Raw genomic sequence first — 18,288 nt, 5'->3', positions numbered from 1 at the left:
ACGTGCTTTACGCTTGAAATCATGAACAATCTTTCTTGAAAGGTGTGAAGTCTAAAATGAGTACATTGCCGACAGAATACGAACGGACGGAAATCGGTGAAATCCAGATTGCTCCTGAAGTAATCGAGGTTATTGCAGGTCTGGCGACCGTTGAGGTTAAAGGTGTAGCAGGTATGAGCGGCGGTTTCGCCGGTGGTATTGTTGAACTTCTTGGACGTAAGAATCTGTCCAAAGGAGTTAAAGTAGAGGTTGGACAACGTGAAGCTGCGGTGGATGTTTCTGTAATTATTGAATATGGCAATCGCCTTCCTGAAGTGGCTGCTGAAATTCAACGCAATGTTAAGCGCTCCATCGAGACTATGACTGGTCTGACTGTTGTGGAAGTGAATGTGCATATTCATGATGTGCAATTCAAGAACAACAACACTGTAGACAAGAACGAAGAAGCTGAAACGATTCTTCGTGTGAAATAGCAGTCATCGTTCTTCCATAAACCCCCGACAGCAAAGTCGAGGGTTTACTCTAATTTAAGGAGGTTATGAGACTCGTGGCAAAAATTTTGGACAGACTTTTGCTGTTTGTCTACAGCTTAAGTATCGGAATACTATCTGTTATTGCCATCCTCCTCTTAAGCGGTGCGATTCCTAGAACTTTGGAGATTGAGAATGGACCAGCAGCTTATATTACAGCAATAATAGTAGCAGTTGTCTTGTTCCTTCTGAGCATCCGATTTTTCTACATCTCTCTGCGCCGTGATCGCGCTTCATTGCCTTCGGTCGATCAGCGTACAGAGTATGGGGATATCCAGATTTCAATGGAAACTATTGAGAATCTGAGTCTTAAGGCTGCTGGTAAAGTGAAGGGAATCAGAGATCTCAAGTCACGTATTCGTGTCTCTCAGGCTGGCCTTGAAATTACAATTCGTGCAGTAGTGGACGGTGAGCATTCATTACCGCTGCTTACGACAGAAGTACAACGTCAGGTGCATGATTTCGTGCAGGAGACAACGGGCATTCCGGTTGCTGATGTGTCTGTATATATTGCTAACCTCACGCAGTCTCCAAGCTTCAAAAGTCGAGTGGAATAGAGGTGAGTTTCCCTTATGTCTTGGAAAGAAGTATGGGAAAGTCACGGGGGTAGAATCGCCGGAGTGACTTTCGGCATTGGTCTGGGTTTGATTTATTTAATTTGCGGTTTTTGGGATATGCTGTTCTTTGCACTGGTAGTGTTCATCGGATATACGCTCGGCAAAAGAAAGGATACCGCGCAAGCGCCCCTGTTTCAATGGCAGGAGTTGGTTTCGCGATTATCCGGACGCTGGCGTCCCTTTAAGTGAACCGCGATAGTCTTTTTCCCGGAGCAGGAAACCGTAAGTTTGTGTTGTCCGTTGCCCCCGGAAGAAAGGCATTGCGGTTTTTTTGCGACAAGGGATAGGTATATTTGCGAGCTTCCTCTGAAGGTATCTTCGCTTTGTGCAATAATCCTCACAGGATTAGGGAAAGAATGAATAAGTGTGAAGCGATATTTAGGTCGTAGACGTTGTTGCAGTACAAGTGAATATTTTAATGCGATATAAGATTTTAGGAGGAACACATGAAAAGACGTATAGCTAGAGAGATTATTGTCCAAAGCCTGTATCAGATGGAAATGAACGATGTGGAAAGCGCGGAAGCCGTAGAAATGCTGCTCGAGGAAGCTTCAGAAGAGAATGAAACCGAACGTGTAATCACGGACGAGATTCAGCTTAAACACTATGTGGTAGAGCATGTGAATGGGGTATGGGAGCACAAGGTAGCGATCGACGATATACTTGAACATTACCTGAAGGGCTGGCAAATGAGCCGTCTGTCACGTGTGGATCGTCAGATTCTACGTTTAGCAGCGTATGAAATGGTGTTCGCTAATGATGTGCCTGCGAAGGTTGCGGTGAATGAAGCGATCGATTTGGCCAAGCATTTTGGAACGGATGATTCCGGGAAGTTTGTTAACGGAGTACTCGGCAAGATGATCCAAGAGATAGATACTATTAAAGCTGACCATTCTTAATTTATAAACCATAGTAAAGTATATAAAAGGGGAGAGACTAACATGACAGCAGCAATCATCAGTGGTAAACAAGTATCCGAGGAAATTCGTATTAGCATTGCCCAAGAGGTTGCTGAACTGGCGAAACGCGGCGTAAAGCCCGGTTTGGCTGTTATTCTAGTAGGTGAAGACCCGGGATCTCAGGTTTATGTTCGCAATAAGGAGAAATCTTGTATCAGCTTAGGATTCCATTCGGAAGTGCATAAATTGGATGAATCCACTTCTCAAGAAGAACTTCTGGCACTGGTAGCAGAGCTAAACGGACGCGATGATATCGACGGAATTCTGGTTCAACTCCCATTGCCTAAGCATATCGAGGAGAAGGCTGTTATTGATGCAATCTCCGTGGAAAAGGATGTAGACGGCTTTCACCCTGTCAATGTAGGCAACCTGGTCATCGGTGCCGACAGTCTTCTTCCATGTACTCCTGCAGGAGTAATCGAACTGATTAAACGTACAGGAACAGGTATGGCAGGTAAACATGCCGTTGTAATTGGTCGTAGCAATATTGTAGGAAAGCCAGTTTCCCTCTTGTTGCAACGCGAAAATGCTACCGTAACTATGTGCCATTCCCGTACAGCTAATATGCAAGAGATTAGCCGTCAAGCGGATATTTTGGTTGTAGCGATCGGACGAGCTAATTTCATTGATGCTTCCTATGTGAAGCCGGGTGCTGTTGTCATCGATGTGGGCATGAACCGTCTGGATAACGGTAAACTCGCAGGTGACGTTGATTATGAAAGTGCAAAAGAAGTTGCCGGATACATCACGCCTGTTCCAGGCGGGGTTGGACCGATGACTATTACAATGCTGATGAGCAACACGCTGATTGCGGCTAAACGCCGTCACGGCCTGGAATAGGGGTAAGATTCATGGCGGCAGAGCGGCAGGTTTATTCGATAAAAGAACTCAACCGTTATATCCGCATGAAGCTAGACTCGGATAATTTACTTTCGGATGTGTGGATTCGCGGAGAGATTTCCAACTTTACACATCATGGCAGCGGGCATATGTATTTCACACTTAAGGACGAGAGCAGCCGCATTAAAGCGATTATGTTCGCTTCTCATAACCAGCGGCTGCCTTTTATTCCGAAAGAAGGCGCTCGGGTAATTGCCAGAGGTAATGTGACCGTTTATGAACGGGATGGGCAATACCAGTTCTATGCCACACATATGCAGCCTGATGGGATTGGCAGTTTATATCTGGCCTATGAGCAGCTGAAGAGCAAGCTTGAAAAAGAAGGCCTTTTTGCAGAAGCTCGCAAGCGTTCGTTGCCGCGGTTCCCGAAGTGTATTGGTGTGATTACATCCCCAACAGGAGCAGCTGTACGAGATATTGTGATTACGCTTCAGCGGCGGTTTCCGCAGGTAGCTATTGTAATCTATCCCGTACTGGTGCAAGGCAAAGGCGCTGCGCCTTCGATAGTGAAGGCGATTGGCGCGCTGAACGCCATGGGTGAAGCCGACGTGCTTATCGTCGGCCGCGGCGGCGGTTCGCTGGAGGAGCTGTGGGCGTTCAACGAGGAGGAAGTCGCACGAGCGATATCGGCATCAAGGATTCCGGTCATCTCGGCCGTCGGCCACGAGACCGATTTCACGATTGCCGATTTCGCCGCCGACCTCCGCGCGGCTACGCCCACAGCGGCCGCTGAGCTGGCCGTGCCTCATGCCGGCGAGCTAGCTGCGCAGCTTCGCCAGCTGCAGCAGCGGCTGCGCCAAGCGCTGCAACAACGCGCCCAGCGTGGACGCGAGCGCCACTCGGTGCTGCAGCGCTCGCTGGCGCTGGCAGGCCCGCGCCGGACGCTGATTCAGCACACACAGCGGCTGGACATGCTGCGTGAGCGGCTCCAGCGCTCAGCGGATGCACGGCTCAGCCGTTCCCGCGAGCGTAAGGCGGTGCTGCATCACAGTCTGCAGCGGTTCCATCCGCGCGACAGTGTTGCCGCAGCGCGTCAGCGCACGGACAGCATGCGCCGTGAGTTAATGGGCGCTATGCAGGCTCGTTTGCAGGAGAAGCGATCTCGCTATGTGGCAGAGATTCGTCACCTGGATGCGCTGAGCCCGCTAAAAGTAATGTCGCGCGGCTACAGCTTAGTGTATGACGAGGCGGAAGAACATTTAATCAAATCGCTGACCGAAGTGCAGCTTGGCGATCTTGTGGTGATAAAGATGAATGACGGACAGCTGAACTGCCAAGTATGGGGGATGAAGGAGGATGGCAAAGACGATGACGAAGGAAGCGGAACTTGATTTTGAAGGCGCTATGGACCGACTGGAGGAAATCGTTCGTGAGCTTGAACACGGCGACGTTCCTCTGGAGAAGGCCATCGATTTATTTCAGCAGGGAATGAAGCTGTCGCAGCTTTGCGGCAGCAAGCTGGAACAAGTAGAGCGTAAGATCGAAATGATTACCCAAGAGGACGGAGAACTGCGCAAAAAGCCGTTTGGTGCACGTCTGGAAGGGGACGCCGATGAATCGCTTTGAGAATGATCTGGAGGGAAGGTCCGCAAGTGAAAGCATGCGGCAGCCGCTGGAGGATTACATCGCATCGATAAGTGATTTGCTCTCACAGGAGCTTGAGACTATTCTTCCCGCAGCATGGACGGTTCCAGAAAATTTACAGCAAGCGATGAAGTATTCGCTAATGGCAGGGGGCAAACGCCTCCGGCCGCTGCTTGTGATCGCTGCTTGTGAATCACTGGGAGGCAGCCGTGAAGCAGCCTTGCCTGTTGCTGCTGCTATTGAGATGGTACATACCTACTCGTTGATTCATGATGATCTGCCTGCCATGGATAATGATGATTATCGGCGCGGTAAGCTGACGAATCATAAAGTCTTTGGTGAAGCGTCAGCTATTCTTGCGGGTGATGCGCTTTTGACCCATGCTTTTTACAGTGTGGTACAAGCCTCCCGTAAATTTGGCATCCCTGCTGATAATGTTTTATCCATAGTGGAGGATCTGGCGGAAATGGCGGGTCCACGCGGCATGGTCGGCGGTCAGATAGCAGATATGGAAGGCGAGCAAGGACTAACAGATCTTGCACAGCTGAAGTATATTCATCTGCATAAAACCGGAGATTTAATTATCTTTTCGTTGTTAGCCGGCGGACGTATCGCAGGGGCAACAGAGAAGCAGCTTGAAGCTCTGCGTGATTTTGGCACAAGCATCGGACTCGCTTTTCAAATTCAGGATGATATTCTTGATTTGGTTGGAGATGAAGGCAAGCTTGGTAAAAAAACAGGCAGCGATATCAAACAGCAGAAGGTAACCTACCCTTATTTTATTGGGTTAGAGGAATCTCGTGCTGAGGTGAAGCAGCTTACAGAAGCAGCTCAAAATGCTGTGCTGAATGGCGGTTTTTACGACAACCAGCGCCTGCTGGAAATTGCAGATTATTTAATGGCACGTGATCACTAAGTATGAACTTTCGAAGCGGCTGTATTTCGACAGCCGTTTCGTTTGTGTTATAATGGTTTTTATATATTTTACAACATCTAGGAAAGCGGGGAACTATTCGTGCTGCTTCCACAAATAAATGATCCACAACAACTGAAATCACTGTCAGTCGAAGAATTAACTACTCTTGCAGAGGAAATTCGACGATTTCTGATTGAGAAGCTTACAGCAACCGGCGGGCACCTCGGTTCTAATCTGGGGGTGGTGGAGCTCACGCTGGCCTTACATTATTGCTATAACAGTCCTCGTGACAAAATGATCTACGACGTTGGCCACCAAGCCTATGTCCACAAAATACTGACCGGCCGTCAAGATCGCTTTGATACCCTGCGCAAATATCAGGGATTGTGCGGCTTTGTTAAGCGCTCTGAAAGCGAACATGATGTGTGGGAAGCTGGACATAGCAGCACCTCTTTGTCGGCAGCGATGGGGATGGCTATGGCTCGTGATCTTAAAGGCGAAGACAACAAGGTAATTGCCGTGATTGGTGACGGTGCGCTTACCGGCGGGATGGCTTTTGAAGCGCTTAACCACATTGGCCATGAGAAGCGTAAGCTGATGGTTATTTTGAACGATAATGAAATGTCGATTGCTCCGAATGTAGGGGCGATGCACAATTATTTAAGCAAAATTCGTTCGGACCGTCATTATTTGCGTGCTAAAGACGAGGTTGAAGGGCTGCTTAAGAAGATTCCGGCCATCGGTGGACGATTAGCGAAAACCGCTGAACAGTTAAAAAACAGTCTTAAATATATGATGGTACCCGGAGTATTGTTTGAAGAGCTTGGCTTTACGTATCTTGGGCCAGTGGATGGACATGATCTGGAGAAAATGATCGACACCTTCCATCAAGCAGATAACGTGGCGGGTCCTGTGCTTGTGCATGTGCTGACGACCAAAGGCAAGGGCTACAAACCGGCTGAGACTGATTTCTATAAATCGCATGCCATTTCCCCTTACAAAATTGAGTCGGGTCAGGCACTTAAAGCTGTAGGCCCTCCAATGTATACCGAAGTATTTGGCAGTACGCTGATTGAGCTGGGACGTGAAGATTCGCGTCTGATTGCAGTTACCCCTGCGATGCCAGGCGGTTCAGGGTTGTTTCCTTTTGCGAAGGAATTTCCGGATCGCATGATTGACGTCGGGATTGCCGAGCAGCATGCTGCAACCCTGTGTGCAGCTTTGGCTATGGAAGGGATGAAGCCGGTATACGCCGTGTATTCTACCTTCATGCAGCGTGCCTATGATCAGATCGTCCATGATATTTGCCGCCATAACGCCAATGTTATGTTCGCCATTGACCGTGCTGGATTTGTGGGTGCGGATGGTGAGACTCATCAGGGTGTGTACGATGTTGCTTTTATGCGCCATATCCCTAATATGGTTATGATGATGCCAAAAGACGAAAATGAGCTGCGTCATATGATGAAGACGGCACTTGAATATAATGACGGTCCAATTGCTTACCGCTATCCGCGTATTAACGGAACAGGCGTGGCAATGGATGCTGAACTGCATACCCTTCCTATAGGATCATGGGAACGACTGCGTACAGGAGAAGGATATGCTGTAGTGGCATGTGGTCCTATGGTTCAAGTGGCTGAAGAAGCCGCTGATTTGCTGAAGCGGGAAGGGATTCAGGTGGGTGTTGTGAATGCGCGTTTCCTGAAGCCGCTTGATAACTCCATGCTTCTTGATTTGGCTCATGCTGGAACCAATATGGTTGTTATTGAAGAGGCTTGCCAAGCGGGAAGTCTCGGCAGTGCGGTATTGGAATTCTACGCGGAGCATGAAATTTATGACGCGCGTGTACATCTGATGGGTGTGCCCGACATCTTCGTGGAGCATGGCTCCATTAAAGAACAACGTCAGCAAACAGGCCTTACCGTAGAAGCGTTATGTGCACGTATCAAGTCCATGATGGCTTTAAGTGCTTATAATTACAAAACAACTTCGTCTTCCTAAGTGGAAGCCGGAAATTAGTAACCCTTGAACGATCGGGAGATGACCATGGAACACCGTAAAGAACGGATAGATGTACTGCTTGTGGAGCAAGGTTTTTATGAAAGCCGGGAGAAAGCTAAAGCTGCAATTATGGCAGGGTTGGTGCTCGCGGATGAGGAACGTATTGAAAAAGCTGGCATGAAGGTTTCGCGGGAGTCTACCCTTAAGGTTAAAGGCTCTGTGCATCCGTATGTCAGTCGTGGGGGCCTAAAGCTGGAGAAGGCTCTTCGCCAATTTAATATTGATCTTACGGGACGGAACATGCTGGACATTGGTGCTTCCACTGGCGGCTTCACAGATTGTGCGCTTCAGAATGGCGTAAGCCATGTGTACGCTATTGATGTTGGCTATAACCAGTTGGATTGGTCACTGCGTAATGATGAGCGAGTGAGCGTCATGGAGCGTACGAACTTCCGGTATATGACACCTTCAGATTTGCAGGGTCCTGTTCCGGACTTTGCCAGTATTGATGTATCTTTTATATCCTTAAAAATAATTCTCCCACCTCTCAAAGCCTTGCTGCAACGTCCAGCAGATATCGCTGCACTCATCAAGCCGCAATTTGAGGCTGGGCGTGAGAAGGTTGGAAAATCAGGTGTGATTCGTGATTCCGCGGTCCATAAAGAGGTATTGATTAATGTACTGACTATGGCTGCAGAGTTAGGATTCGGTCTACATGGATTAACCTTTTCACCAATTACAGGCGGAGAAGGCAATATTGAGTTTCTTGCTCACTGGAGACTGACGCCAGAAGTGGTGGAAGGCGAAGAAGTATCCGTACAGCCGGCAGCTGCTGTTGCAGCAGTCATTCCAGTGGAGGACTTCGCTTCCCTTGCTGATGAAGTGATTAAGCAGGCTACGGGTACTTTTAATGTGAGTTCTACTCATGGAAACTCCCCGCGCCGCTAGAGCTTTATGAACACCCCGTCAACCTCAAATGGTCAGCGGGGTGTTTTGCAGATTTGCTCAAATGGATTGAATTTATTAAAATAAAGACCCGGTATAAAATCCGGGTCTTTATATTTTGAATCTTTTTTGGATTTACTGTGCTCGTTGTAATTGTAAATTGCTGAATTAGCGAATAATATCAATTATGCGGAAAGCTCGTAAAAAGACAGCTTAGAAGCAGGATTTACCAGGGCTTCACGCGAATAAATCACCGAGGTGATTGATAGTGGCGGGTAGCTCTGACAAGGTCGTTATGGCGTTTATTGGGGTAGCATTATCGATTTTTATAATATATCGGATATATGTATGGCTGCAGAGTTCTCCGCGTTCTTTTATGAAGGATCAGATTCCGTTCAATAAAGTGATTATTCCACATCCCTCTATTGATATACTTGAGGATGAAGGATATGAGGTCGTTGGAGGGAAATTAAAAATCCCCTTGTCTTTCAACGTAAATGGGGCGCAGATGTATAGCCGGTTATTTATAGATTATGTGGCGACAAAAGAGGAAGGCTCGTTATATTTAGTTATCCTTTCCAGACCACGCAAGCCTTTGGATTTCACTGGCAGCGGCTTACGTGATACCTTGCTTCCCTACCTGCTGATCTATCCGGAATGCAGCGGCGTTCTATATGTTAATGTAGCAACAGCATCGATCCATGTAATTAAGCTTGGCAAAGACGACGGAGAATCAAACTGAGTCCATATTTTTTATATACCAGGAGGCAACAATGAAGGGACAACGACATATTAAGATTCGTGAAATTATTACACAAAAGGATATCGAGACACAGGACGAGCTTGTGGAAGCCTTGCGTGAATCAGGTTTTCAAGTTACGCAAGCCACAGTATCTCGAGATATAAAAGAGCTGTTGCTCATCAAGGTACCCATGGATGATGGAAGATATAAATATTCACTTCCAACGGATCAACGGTACAATCCCATTCAGAAGCTTAAGCGCGTTCTTGTGGATAATTTTGTGCAGATCGATTCCTCGGCTAATCTTGTGGTGATGAAATGTTTACCAGGTACGGCTAACTCTGTCGCTGCTTTGATTGATAATATTGACTGGCCGCAAATTATGGGAACCCTTTCTGGTGATGATACAATCCTTATTATTTGCCGTTTACCTGAGGACAGTAAGACTGTAATTTCACAAATCATGGGTTATATTTCTTAATTATAATTAATCAGATGCCTGTCATCTTCTCGGAGGTGCTCTATTAGTGTTAGAAACCTTGTCTATACGCAATCTTGCCGTCGTTGAGGCGGTTGATGTGCATTTTTATCCTGGCTTCCACGTGCTTACGGGAGAGACCGGGGCAGGTAAATCCATTATTATTGATGCGCTTGGATTGATTGTTGGAGGCCGCGGTTCAGCGGATTCCATTCGTTATGGTTGTGAAAAAGCGGAGATGGAGGCGCTCTTCAGTCTTCCCAGCGGTCATCCCGTTTGGGAGACTTTGGAGCGTCTTGGCATTGAGGCCCAGCGCGAGGAGCATCTTATTATACGGCGCGAGCTTACCTCTCAAGGTAAAAGTACATCACGTGTAAATGGACAGATGGTCAATCTTACCATGCTTCGCGAGATCGGCGAGCAGCTGGTTAATATACACGGCCAGCATGAGCACCAGAACTTGCTGAAGGCGGAACGGCATCTGGGACTGCTGGATACATACGGAGAACCGATTATTGGTCCGCTAAAGGCAGTTTTTCAGGAAAGGTATTCTGCCTTCGCGAAGGTGGAGAAAGAGCTGCGAGAGCTGCAGGAATCCAGCCAGAAGGCATACCAAATGCTCGACTTATATCGTTTTCAGCTTGAAGAAATTTCATCGGCCGGATTAAAACCGGGAGAAGATGAATTACTTACCGAAGAACGGGTCAAACTATCCCACAGTGAGAAAATGATGGATTCCGTATCGGGTGCATATGAGCTGCTTTACGACAGACAAGGCTTGGAATCGATCGGTAATGTCATTTCCAGACTTGAGGATGCAGTTCGTTACGATGAGAAGGGTCTGCGAACAGTGCTCGAACAGCTGCAGTCCTCATATTACCAGCTAGAGGATGCTGCTTTTCAGCTTCGTGATTACCGGGAAAATATCGAGTTCAATCCGATGCGACTTGAAGAAATCGAGAATCGTCTGGATTTGATCACTGGACTCCGACGTAAATATGGAGAGAGTGTAGAACAGATTTTGGCTTATTATGAACAAATTCACCGGGAAACTGATTTGCTTGAGAATAAAGATGAATATCTGGAGAAACTGACGGCGAAGCGCGATTCGCTGCTGTCTGTATTAATGGAAGCAGCTACGGAATTAAGTGAAGCACGCAAGCTTTGTGCTGCTGATCTGGCCACCCAAGTGGAGGGTGAGCTTAAAGACCTTCAAATGGAAAGAACCTCGTTGCAGGTCAAATTAGACACGCTGGAGGACCCCCGTGGAGTGGAATACAATGGTCGGCGTATTCGCCTCACAAGACAAGGGATAGACAGCGCAGAATTTATGATATCCCCTAACCCGGGCGAACCCCTGAGACCTCTTGGCAAAATCGCCTCTGGTGGTGAGCTGTCGCGTATTATGCTGGCAATGAAAAGTATTTTTGCGCGCCATGATGCAATTCCAGTTCTGATTTTTGACGAAGTGGATACCGGTGTCAGCGGCAGAGCCGCTCAGTCCATCGCAGATAAGCTGTTTAAGCTATCCTCTACCTGTCAGGTGTTCTCCATTACTCACTTGCCGCAGGTGGCTTGTATGGCTGACCATCAGTACTTAATCCGCAAAAAGGTTGAGGATGGAAGAACCATGACTGAAGTGGAATCCCTAACAAACGATGGACGTGTAATGGAGCTGGCCCGGATGCTGGGTGGCGTAGAAATTACCGAAAAAACATTGCATCACTCGCAGGAAATGCTTAATCTGGCCGAGGCAAGTAAGGCTGCAACAAGCTAAGCGGAGCAATGATTGACAGTAATAAAAGCCTGGGGGCAAGGTTATCTTATAGGTACGCAATTGGCGACCACCTTTTTCGTCAAGCGAAAGAAGCAAAAGGGAGCGTGACAGCCATTGAAGCCTAACCTCAGGAAGTTAATGCCAGGCCTTTTATTTGCCTTCTTTCTTAGTTTATCGGGCATAACGGGAACAAATCTAAGTTCTGCTGCACCACTGCATGGTGAACCAGCCAAGGTGACTGCACAAGGAATTCATTCCGAGCTTAAGGTGATCCCGGGAGGTCAAACGATCGGTGTGAAAGTGAAATCAGCAGGTGTTTTGGTTGTTGGTCATCATCTGATTGAAGTATCAGAGAAATCTAAGCTTTCCCCAGGAGAGGTCAGCGGTTTAGTGCCGGGTGATCTGATGATCTCCATGAATGGTGAGAAATTGGATGAGTTGTCCAAGGTGGCCAAGCTGGTGGATCGTGCTGGTAAAGCGAATAACCCCTTGACCATTGTCTTCAAACGCGGGGGTAAAGAGCATACAGCTAAGCTAAAGCCCGCGTATGACATTCATGACAAAGTGTGGCGGTTAGGCCTGTACATTCGTGATTCAGCAGCGGGTGTCGGCACATTAACTTTTTATGCTCCCGAGCAAGGTGTATATGGAGCTTTGGGACATGTGATTACAGACATGAATACCGGTACTCCAATTGTTGTAGGCAGTGGTCATATCGTTCAGTCCAGTGTCACCTCCATATCCAAAAGCCAGGATGGCGATCCGGGCGAGAAACGAGCGCATTTTTTGAAAGAAAGCCAAGTGCTTGGAAATGTGGAGAGTAATACTGACTTCGGTATCTTCGGTAAAATGAGCTCCAATCCCGAGCACAGTCTTTACAAAGAACCGATCCCCGTGGCGATGAGCGATCAAGTCAAGGAAGGTCCTGCTGAGATCCTAACTGTAGTTGACGGACAGCAGGTGGAGCGGTTTAAGGTTGAAATCATTCATGTAGCACATCAGCAAACGCCAGCCACTAAAGGAATGGTGCTGCGGATCACTGATCCACGCCTTATCGATAAGACAGGCGGTATCGTTCAAGGCATGAGCGGAAGTCCTATTGTACAGGATGGCCGTCTCATCGGAGCCGTAACTCATGTATTTGTAAATGATCCTAAGTCCGGTTATGGGTGCTTCATCGAATGGATGCTTCAAGATTCAGGTGTGACCAAACAGGAGAATAGGTATTCATTAAATCTTAAGGCGGTTTAGCCTTAAGATTTTTTGTCGAACGATTACGAAGAACCTCGAACATTGAGATAAAATATTTAATTATAATCCAACGCAGAAAAAAAATAAAGAAAAATAATTTTCGACAGAAGGGAATTCGATCTCCATGTCGAAAACGTAAGAGACAAGAAAAAAATGTTATTTTCGAATAGCAGATATAATTAAGGAGGAAGCAGCCAGTGCAGAATATTGAAGTGTTGTTGGCCGATGATAACAGGGAATTTACGAATTTGCTTTCCGAGTACATTTCTGAGCAAGAAGATATGACCGTAACGGGTATCGCCTACAATGGTGAAGAAGTGCTTCAAATGCTTAGCGAAGCGCGTAAAATTCCCGATGTTCTTATTCTTGATATCATCATGCCGCATTTAGACGGCCTAGGTGTATTGGAACGTCTACGTGATATGGATCTGAATCCTCAACCGAAGATCATCATGCTGACTGCTTTTGGTCAGGAGAACATCACTCAAAGAGCTGTACAGCTTGGTGCATCCTATTATATTTTGAAACCGTTCGATATGGAGGTCCTGGCAAATCGTGTACGTCAGCTTGTCGGCTCTCAAGGCAGCATGAGCTCTTCCTCCAACATGTACAATTATTCGTCGACGTCCAGATCGAATGTAGTGCCGCTCTCTAAGGGCAAGAACCTCGACGCTAACATTACCTCGATCATCCATGAAATCGGTGTCCCAGCGCATATCAAGGGCTATCAGTACCTGCGTGAAGCGATCACCATGGTATATAACAATATCGAGATCCTTGGTGCGATTACGAAGACGCTCTACCCAGCAATCGCTGAGAAGTTCAAAACCACGCCTTCACGTGTAGAACGCGCGATCCGCCATGCGATTGAAGTCGCTTGGACACGTGGCAACATTGACTCCATCAGCCATTTATTCGGCTACACCATTAATATCTCCAAATCTAAGCCTACTAACTCGGAATTTATTGCCATGGTAGCGGACAAGCTGCGGATTGAGCATAAGGTTAGTTGAAAGGGTTAGGGGCAGTGCGGGGTAAGGGATTGTAGGTTGATGGTAGGTGTTTACAGTCAGTATATAAAAGCCGATAAACTTGTTTTGAAGCCGATAAACTTTTTCCATCTCACCCGATAAACCTTTTTGGTTTATTGGGTTTTGTTTTTATTTAAAGATTAGCCATCTTATAAATGGTGAAACTCAAGCAGGGGCTTAGAACAATCGGGCGAGCTGGTTAAATAAACCAATCTTCTATCAGATATAGAGAACTACATTTATGAGTTAAGTCGGAGGAATCTTCATGAATTATTACGAATCAGGTGTTGGAAGAATTAGGAATATTGATGCGAATTTATACATTGGAATTTCAAAAAAAAGATACGAAGAAGTAAGATCTAAGGGTGAATATGAAGCAGATGCTAATTTGATTGCAGAGTATTACCGTAGAGTCGGCGTGTTTTTGCAGTTTATCTCAAAGGAAGCAGCAAGTATATACATAGGAATGGATATGTTATTAGGTTTTAAGATGGAGGAAAATGAGTGGGACAGTTTCTTAGAAACGTGTCCGAATTTTAATGAAATTGATATTATGCTTATGAAATTAATAAGTATACATTATTTACGCTGGTGCTCTTTGCTTGATGCGCGCGACAATATCGCATTACAGTTTCCAGATATATATGAACCGATGATCAAATTATTTGAGAGAGGTGGGGGACGGATTAATACGCATCACCACGAACTGGTTGGTGGATTTGGAGCTTTTTCACGCTCTATCCATGCAAATAGAGGAGATATGACCCCTTTTGATATAAGCGATGTTGCTCTAGAAAATATCATTAAGGAAATAGAACTAGCAGAAGGTTACTTAGTGGACTATAAGAACGGAAATTTATCAGAAAATAATTGTATCCGCTGTGGTAACAAATTATTGATCCTACCAAACTTATCGGATTATGGTTATCAATGGTATAAAATTAAATGCGAGACTAAAGACTGTTTTGATAAAAATTTCTCATGATACTTCATTATAGTTATATCAATCAGAGTGTCCGCGGCAAGAGCTATCAAGAAATCAATGCAGTAAAAAGACACTGAGATCTATTCATCAGTGTCTTTTTTGTGGATACTTTTCCACCAACATTTTATTTCATCGTTCTTGTAATCATTTCATTCAGAAGGTTGGAATTTAAAGTAACTTAATCAGCTCTTCTAGCTCGTCAACCATACCTTTCGCAAGTTCAAAATTATTGTCTTTTAAAGCTAATTCTATTTTCATTTCAACTGCTTTTTTATTTTGTTCATTTTCTAAATAATCTTTATCAAAATGACTGGCATAAATCATCTTTCTGAATTTTCGCATACTCATTTTTCTAATCGTCTTCTCGTCAATGATTAGTACATAATCCATACCATTTACTACGGAATAGAAATCATGAGAAATCATGAGAATCGCACCTTTATAGTCTTCAATGGCTTTCTCCAGTGCGATTTGTGTATAGGTGTCTAAATGGCTTGTCGGTTCATCAAGAAGCAATAAGTTTGCTTTGCTAGCAGAAACTTTTGCCAATTGCAGTATATTTTTTTCGCCACCAGATAAAGATTCTATCTTTTGAGTAAGAATTTCTCCTTCAAAGCCATAGTTTGAAAGATGTGCTCTAATCTCGTCATAAGTTGCAAACCCGGCATCGATGAAGTCTTCTAGTATGGTATTAGAATCCTTTAGCACTTCGTCTTGAAGCTGAGAAAGATAAGCCACTTTAATATCAGAATTCATTTTAATTGAATCATGATTATTTTTAAAGATATCTCGGAGTAAAGTCGTTTTCCCGGTACCGTTTGGACCGATAAGGGCTACTTTATCTGTAGGTTTCATCTCAAAGTTAACATTTTCTAAAATCAACTCATCAAAGGAAACACTATAATTATTCACATTTAAAACAGTGATGTCTTCTTCAAATTCATTGTCCACACCAAAACTGATTTTTGGTTGCTTAATATCAACGAATGGCGCTTTAATTTTTCGCGCTTCCAATCTTTCTTGAAACTTAACCCTAGCTTTTAACGCTCTTCCTCTAGATGCTTCTGAATTATAGGTTGCGATCGCTCTAAGATTATCAATAATGTTATCGTATCTCTCTATCTCTTCTTGTTCAGCGACTGCGATTTCTTGTAACTCAATTTTCGTCTGAAGTAATGAGAAGTTATACTCAATATATCGCCCATCGAACTCTTGGATCTCCATGTTTTCAAGGTGTATAATTTTGTTAAAACAATGATTCAATAGATAACGGTTATGCGTAACCACTAGCAATATTCCTTTGTGAGCATTAATAAGATTTTTAAGTGCATTTAGGTTTTCAAAATCTAAAAATACATCGGGCTCATCCATAATCATTAAGTCTGGACTAGTCAGCATTTCCTTCATCACTTGAATAAGCTTAAATTCCCCACCACTTAGGTCGGATACCCTAGCATCTTTTAGCTTCAAGAGGTTGGCTAAATTTAGTTTCTTATTAATATTGCTTTCAAAATCATTTCCATCCATTAAATCAAAGGCATCTAGAGCTAATTGATACTTTTCGAGTAATGAATCAATATCTGATGATGTTTCCATTTCAGTGAGGATAGCTGTTATTTCATTTTGTATCTTAATAAATTCTTCTCCTATATATTCAAAAACTGTTGTTTCTTTAGATTTGTCAAGTTGCGAAAACTGACTTACATACCCAATTTTGCAGGTTGGGTCCATCTCTAGCTTGCCTTCGAACAAATATTTTTCTGGATCCATTAGTATATCGATCAGTGTACTTTTACCACTGCCGCTTGTTCCTATAAAAGCGCAATGTTGTGCCTCTTCAAGCGTAAATGAAATGTTTTTATATAGTTCTTTTTGCGGGAATGCGAAGGATAAGTTATCAACTTTTATCATAGTGTTACCTTTCTTAACTAAAAATAGTGACTATTATAAGATGTATTGAAGAGCACAGATTTTGAGTTTACCGTTGATAGAGTAACACTGTTTACAAGCAACTTCAATCATTTCGCATTAAAGTTGCTTGTGAAATTTTAAAATACAACTTAGAACAATATGATCACGCCTGTCCAGATAGCGTATTATAGCTCGATTACATCTGGCCAGTAGTTGGGTTGGCTGTGGCACGGAAAGAAGATTGCAGATGCGATTGTAGTAAATAACTCGGCCTACGTACCTGTACGCGCGATGTCCGAAGCGACCGGAGCAGGGGTGACGGTTGAAGGAAAAACAATAATAGTGGAGAGTAAGGAGACTGAGAAGGCAGCGCTAAAGGCAAGTATTGCTGCGGCTAAACTCCGGGAAAGATTAGCAGGGGCAGAATCAAGCGTTCAAGTTCTCAAAGAAGCGATCCAACTGGTGGAAACTACTGCGGCTGACCTAACAAGCGCAGCAGACTTAGAGGCTAGAAGAAACTATATCGCGGAGTTGAATAAACGTGTAGAGTTCATGGAAATAGAAATTTCGCAGATCAAGACGCAGCTCGGCGAATAATAAATGAATAATGACGAAAAGTCTCGCCATAACTGGTGCGGCTTTTTTTACTTGCAATTAGATAAATCCCTGCCATTCACACAAAACTCCACTTCACATAATAGACACTCATTTGGAAAATAATGTTTGACATGTGAGGAATGTCACTGATAAGATGATGTAAATTAAACCTAGTTGAATAATCGGATAAGGTTCTTTAGAGGATCTCATTATTTTTTTGCTTTAAATACCTATTAAATACATAAGTATAGTTTAATTTATATTTATCGGAAAGGGTGAATGGAGTGTCGGAGGAAACACTGGTTATCGAACATTTGAATAAAGTATTCGCCGCGCCTGCAGGTGATGTTATCGCATTAAGTAATATTCAGCTGAAGGTGAAAAAAGGCGAGTTGATTACGATTATAGGTCCCAGCGGCTGCGGAAAAAGTACCTTGCTAAAAATTGTGGCAGGACTGGATACGAGCTATAGCGGCACGGTTCTACTGAATGGCAAACAGATCGACGGTCCGAGTATTGAGAAGGGATTTATATTTCAAGAACCAAGACTTTTTCCGTGGTTGACGGTGGATCATAATATTGCAGCAAATTTATCGCTTAAAAATCCAGAGGTTCGCAAAAAAATAAATGAATTGATTGAACTTGTACGATTAAAGGGTTTTGAGAAATCCTATCCACGTGAGCTGTCAGGCGGGATGGCCCAGCGAGTATCTATTGCTAGGGCGTTGCTCCGTAATCCGGATGTATTATTGCTCGATGAACCTTTTGGCGCACTAGACGCTTTTACTAGATCACATCTGCAAGAGGTACTTCTTGATATTTGGCAGAGTAATAAGACGACTATGTTATTTGTGACTCATGATCTGGATGAAGCTGTATTTTTGGGTGAGCGGGTAGTCATTATGAATCCTCGACCTGGACATATTCGCAATATTCTTCCCATCGATTTACCGTTTCCGCGAAAAAGATCCAGTACTTCATTCCAAGAGTTACGTCGACTGGTTCTGAGTGAGTTTGAGAAGGTTGAAGAACCGGCAATCGATGGTGCTGGTATCTAGATA

The 18,288-nt window shown here is 44.7% G+C and carries 19 protein-coding genes; 18 read left to right on the top strand and 1 reads right to left on the bottom strand.

What is annotated here, in order from left to right:
• Positions 1–56 precede the first annotated feature (56 nt).
• From NSS82_RS23465 to NSS82_RS23390, 16 genes are all read left to right on the top strand, one after another.
• On the top strand, positions 57–473 hold the full coding sequence (locus tag NSS82_RS23465; protein ID WP_036682829.1) for an Asp23/Gls24 family envelope stress response protein: 417 nt from the start codon (positions 57–59) through the stop codon (positions 471–473).
• 74 nt (positions 474–547) lie between these two features.
• Entirely contained in the window at positions 548–1,087 is a 540-nt protein-coding gene (gene amaP / locus NSS82_RS23460) for an alkaline shock response membrane anchor protein AmaP (protein ID WP_036682827.1), read from the top strand.
• A gap of 15 nt (positions 1,088–1,102) precedes the next feature.
• On the top strand, positions 1,103–1,336 hold the full coding sequence (locus NSS82_RS23455) for a DUF2273 domain-containing protein (RefSeq protein ID WP_036682825.1): 234 nt from the start codon (positions 1,103–1,105) through the stop codon (positions 1,334–1,336).
• 257 nt (positions 1,337–1,593) lie between these two features.
• Positions 1,594–2,046, top strand: a complete 453-nt coding sequence (nusB, locus tag NSS82_RS23450) for a transcription antitermination factor NusB (RefSeq protein WP_036682824.1) — start codon at positions 1,594–1,596, stop codon at positions 2,044–2,046.
• Between the two features lie 42 nt (positions 2,047–2,088).
• Positions 2,089–2,946, top strand: a complete 858-nt coding sequence (gene folD, locus NSS82_RS23445) for a bifunctional methylenetetrahydrofolate dehydrogenase/methenyltetrahydrofolate cyclohydrolase FolD (RefSeq protein ID WP_036682821.1) — start codon at positions 2,089–2,091, stop codon at positions 2,944–2,946.
• 11 nt (positions 2,947–2,957) lie between these two features.
• Positions 2,958–4,337, top strand: coding sequence for an exodeoxyribonuclease VII large subunit (xseA, locus tag NSS82_RS23440; RefSeq protein ID WP_038572529.1), 1,380 nt, complete (start codon positions 2,958–2,960; stop codon positions 4,335–4,337).
• Positions 4,315–4,572 carry an exodeoxyribonuclease VII small subunit gene (xseB, locus tag NSS82_RS23435; protein ID WP_036682818.1) on the top strand — a complete coding sequence of 86 codons (258 nt, stop codon included), beginning with the start codon at positions 4,315–4,317 and terminating at the stop codon, positions 4,570–4,572. The genes xseA and xseB overlap by 23 nt, the downstream gene beginning before the upstream one ends.
• Positions 4,559–5,506 (top strand): polyprenyl synthetase family protein, encoded by a 948-nt coding sequence (locus NSS82_RS23430; RefSeq protein WP_076273507.1) that lies wholly within the window; start codon positions 4,559–4,561, stop codon positions 5,504–5,506. The genes xseB and NSS82_RS23430 overlap by 14 nt, the downstream gene beginning before the upstream one ends.
• A 99-nt stretch (positions 5,507–5,605) precedes the next feature.
• Positions 5,606–7,510, top strand: a complete 1,905-nt coding sequence (gene dxs / locus NSS82_RS23425; protein WP_036682816.1) for a 1-deoxy-D-xylulose-5-phosphate synthase — start codon at positions 5,606–5,608, stop codon at positions 7,508–7,510.
• 45 nt (positions 7,511–7,555) lie between these two features.
• Complete coding sequence (locus tag NSS82_RS23420) at positions 7,556–8,458, top strand: TlyA family RNA methyltransferase (protein ID WP_076273508.1); 903 nt, start codon at positions 7,556–7,558, stop codon at positions 8,456–8,458.
• A gap of 265 nt (positions 8,459–8,723) precedes the next feature.
• On the top strand, positions 8,724–9,197 hold the full coding sequence (locus NSS82_RS23415; RefSeq protein WP_232061423.1) for a hypothetical protein: 474 nt from the start codon (positions 8,724–8,726) through the stop codon (positions 9,195–9,197).
• A gap of 31 nt (positions 9,198–9,228) precedes the next feature.
• The gene (gene ahrC, locus NSS82_RS23410) at positions 9,229–9,678 is read left to right on the top strand and encodes a transcriptional regulator AhrC/ArgR (protein WP_036682813.1); all 450 of its coding nucleotides are present in this window, start codon (positions 9,229–9,231) and stop codon (positions 9,676–9,678) included.
• A gap of 46 nt (positions 9,679–9,724) precedes the next feature.
• On the top strand, positions 9,725–11,452 hold the full coding sequence (gene recN, locus NSS82_RS23405) for a DNA repair protein RecN (RefSeq protein WP_038572526.1): 1,728 nt from the start codon (positions 9,725–9,727) through the stop codon (positions 11,450–11,452).
• A 138-nt stretch (positions 11,453–11,590) separates the two neighbouring features.
• Positions 11,591–12,703, top strand: coding sequence for a SpoIVB peptidase (spoIVB, locus tag NSS82_RS23400; protein WP_080742549.1), 1,113 nt, complete (start codon positions 11,591–11,593; stop codon positions 12,701–12,703).
• A gap of 197 nt (positions 12,704–12,900) precedes the next feature.
• Positions 12,901–13,716 (top strand): sporulation transcription factor Spo0A, encoded by an 816-nt coding sequence (gene spo0A, locus NSS82_RS23395; protein ID WP_036682806.1) that lies wholly within the window; start codon positions 12,901–12,903, stop codon positions 13,714–13,716.
• A 283-nt stretch (positions 13,717–13,999) separates the two neighbouring features.
• On the top strand, positions 14,000–14,719 hold the full coding sequence (locus NSS82_RS23390; protein WP_076273509.1) for a hypothetical protein: 720 nt from the start codon (positions 14,000–14,002) through the stop codon (positions 14,717–14,719).
• A gap of 168 nt (positions 14,720–14,887) precedes the next feature.
• On the opposite strand, the gene NSS82_RS23385 is transcribed toward NSS82_RS23390, so the two are convergent.
• Positions 14,888–16,630: an ABC-F family ATP-binding cassette domain-containing protein gene (locus NSS82_RS23385; RefSeq protein WP_340960936.1), complete on the bottom strand. Its 1,743-nt coding sequence runs from the start codon at positions 16,628–16,630 to the stop codon at positions 14,888–14,890.
• A gap of 213 nt (positions 16,631–16,843) precedes the next feature.
• Between NSS82_RS23385 and NSS82_RS23380 the strand changes: the two genes are divergently transcribed.
• Both NSS82_RS23380 and NSS82_RS23375 read left to right on the top strand, forming a co-directional pair.
• Complete coding sequence (locus NSS82_RS23380; protein ID WP_036675973.1) at positions 16,844–17,227, top strand: hypothetical protein; 384 nt, start codon at positions 16,844–16,846, stop codon at positions 17,225–17,227.
• Between the two features lie 284 nt (positions 17,228–17,511).
• The gene (locus tag NSS82_RS23375) at positions 17,512–18,285 is read left to right on the top strand and encodes an ABC transporter ATP-binding protein (RefSeq protein ID WP_076273511.1); all 774 of its coding nucleotides are present in this window, start codon (positions 17,512–17,514) and stop codon (positions 18,283–18,285) included.
• Positions 18,286–18,288 lie beyond the last annotated feature (3 nt).

The organism is Paenibacillus sp. FSL H7-0735 (assembly GCF_038008505.1).
In the GTDB taxonomy this organism is placed as follows: Bacteria; Bacillota; Bacilli; order Paenibacillales; family Paenibacillaceae; genus Paenibacillus_AQ; species Paenibacillus_AQ odorifer.
The sequence above is the reverse complement of the archived record's forward strand: the minus strand, read 5'-3'. Positions and strand labels throughout refer to the sequence as shown.

Coding starts and splice junctions, on each gene's coding strand:
- NSS82_RS23465 (WP_036682829.1), top strand. CDS start 57: ATGAGTACATTGCCGACAGAATACGAACGGACGGAAATCGGTGAAATC.
- NSS82_RS23455 (WP_036682825.1), top strand. CDS start 1,103: ATGTCTTGGAAAGAAGTATGGGAAAGTCACGGGGGTAGAATCGCCGGA.
- nusB (WP_036682824.1), top strand. CDS start 1,594: ATGAAAAGACGTATAGCTAGAGAGATTATTGTCCAAAGCCTGTATCAG.
- folD (WP_036682821.1), top strand. CDS start 2,089: ATGACAGCAGCAATCATCAGTGGTAAACAAGTATCCGAGGAAATTCGT.
- xseA (WP_038572529.1), top strand. CDS start 2,958: ATGGCGGCAGAGCGGCAGGTTTATTCGATAAAAGAACTCAACCGTTAT.
- xseB (WP_036682818.1), top strand. CDS start 4,315: ATGACGAAGGAAGCGGAACTTGATTTTGAAGGCGCTATGGACCGACTG.
- NSS82_RS23430 (WP_076273507.1), top strand. CDS start 4,559: ATGAATCGCTTTGAGAATGATCTGGAGGGAAGGTCCGCAAGTGAAAGC.
- NSS82_RS23420 (WP_076273508.1), top strand. CDS start 7,556: ATGGAACACCGTAAAGAACGGATAGATGTACTGCTTGTGGAGCAAGGT.
- ahrC (WP_036682813.1), top strand. CDS start 9,229: ATGAAGGGACAACGACATATTAAGATTCGTGAAATTATTACACAAAAG.
- spoIVB (WP_080742549.1), top strand. CDS start 11,591: ATGCCAGGCCTTTTATTTGCCTTCTTTCTTAGTTTATCGGGCATAACG.
- NSS82_RS23390 (WP_076273509.1), top strand. CDS start 14,000: ATGAATTATTACGAATCAGGTGTTGGAAGAATTAGGAATATTGATGCG.
- NSS82_RS23385 (WP_340960936.1), bottom strand. CDS start 16,630: ATGATAAAAGTTGATAACTTATCCTTCGCATTCCCGCAAAAAGAACTA.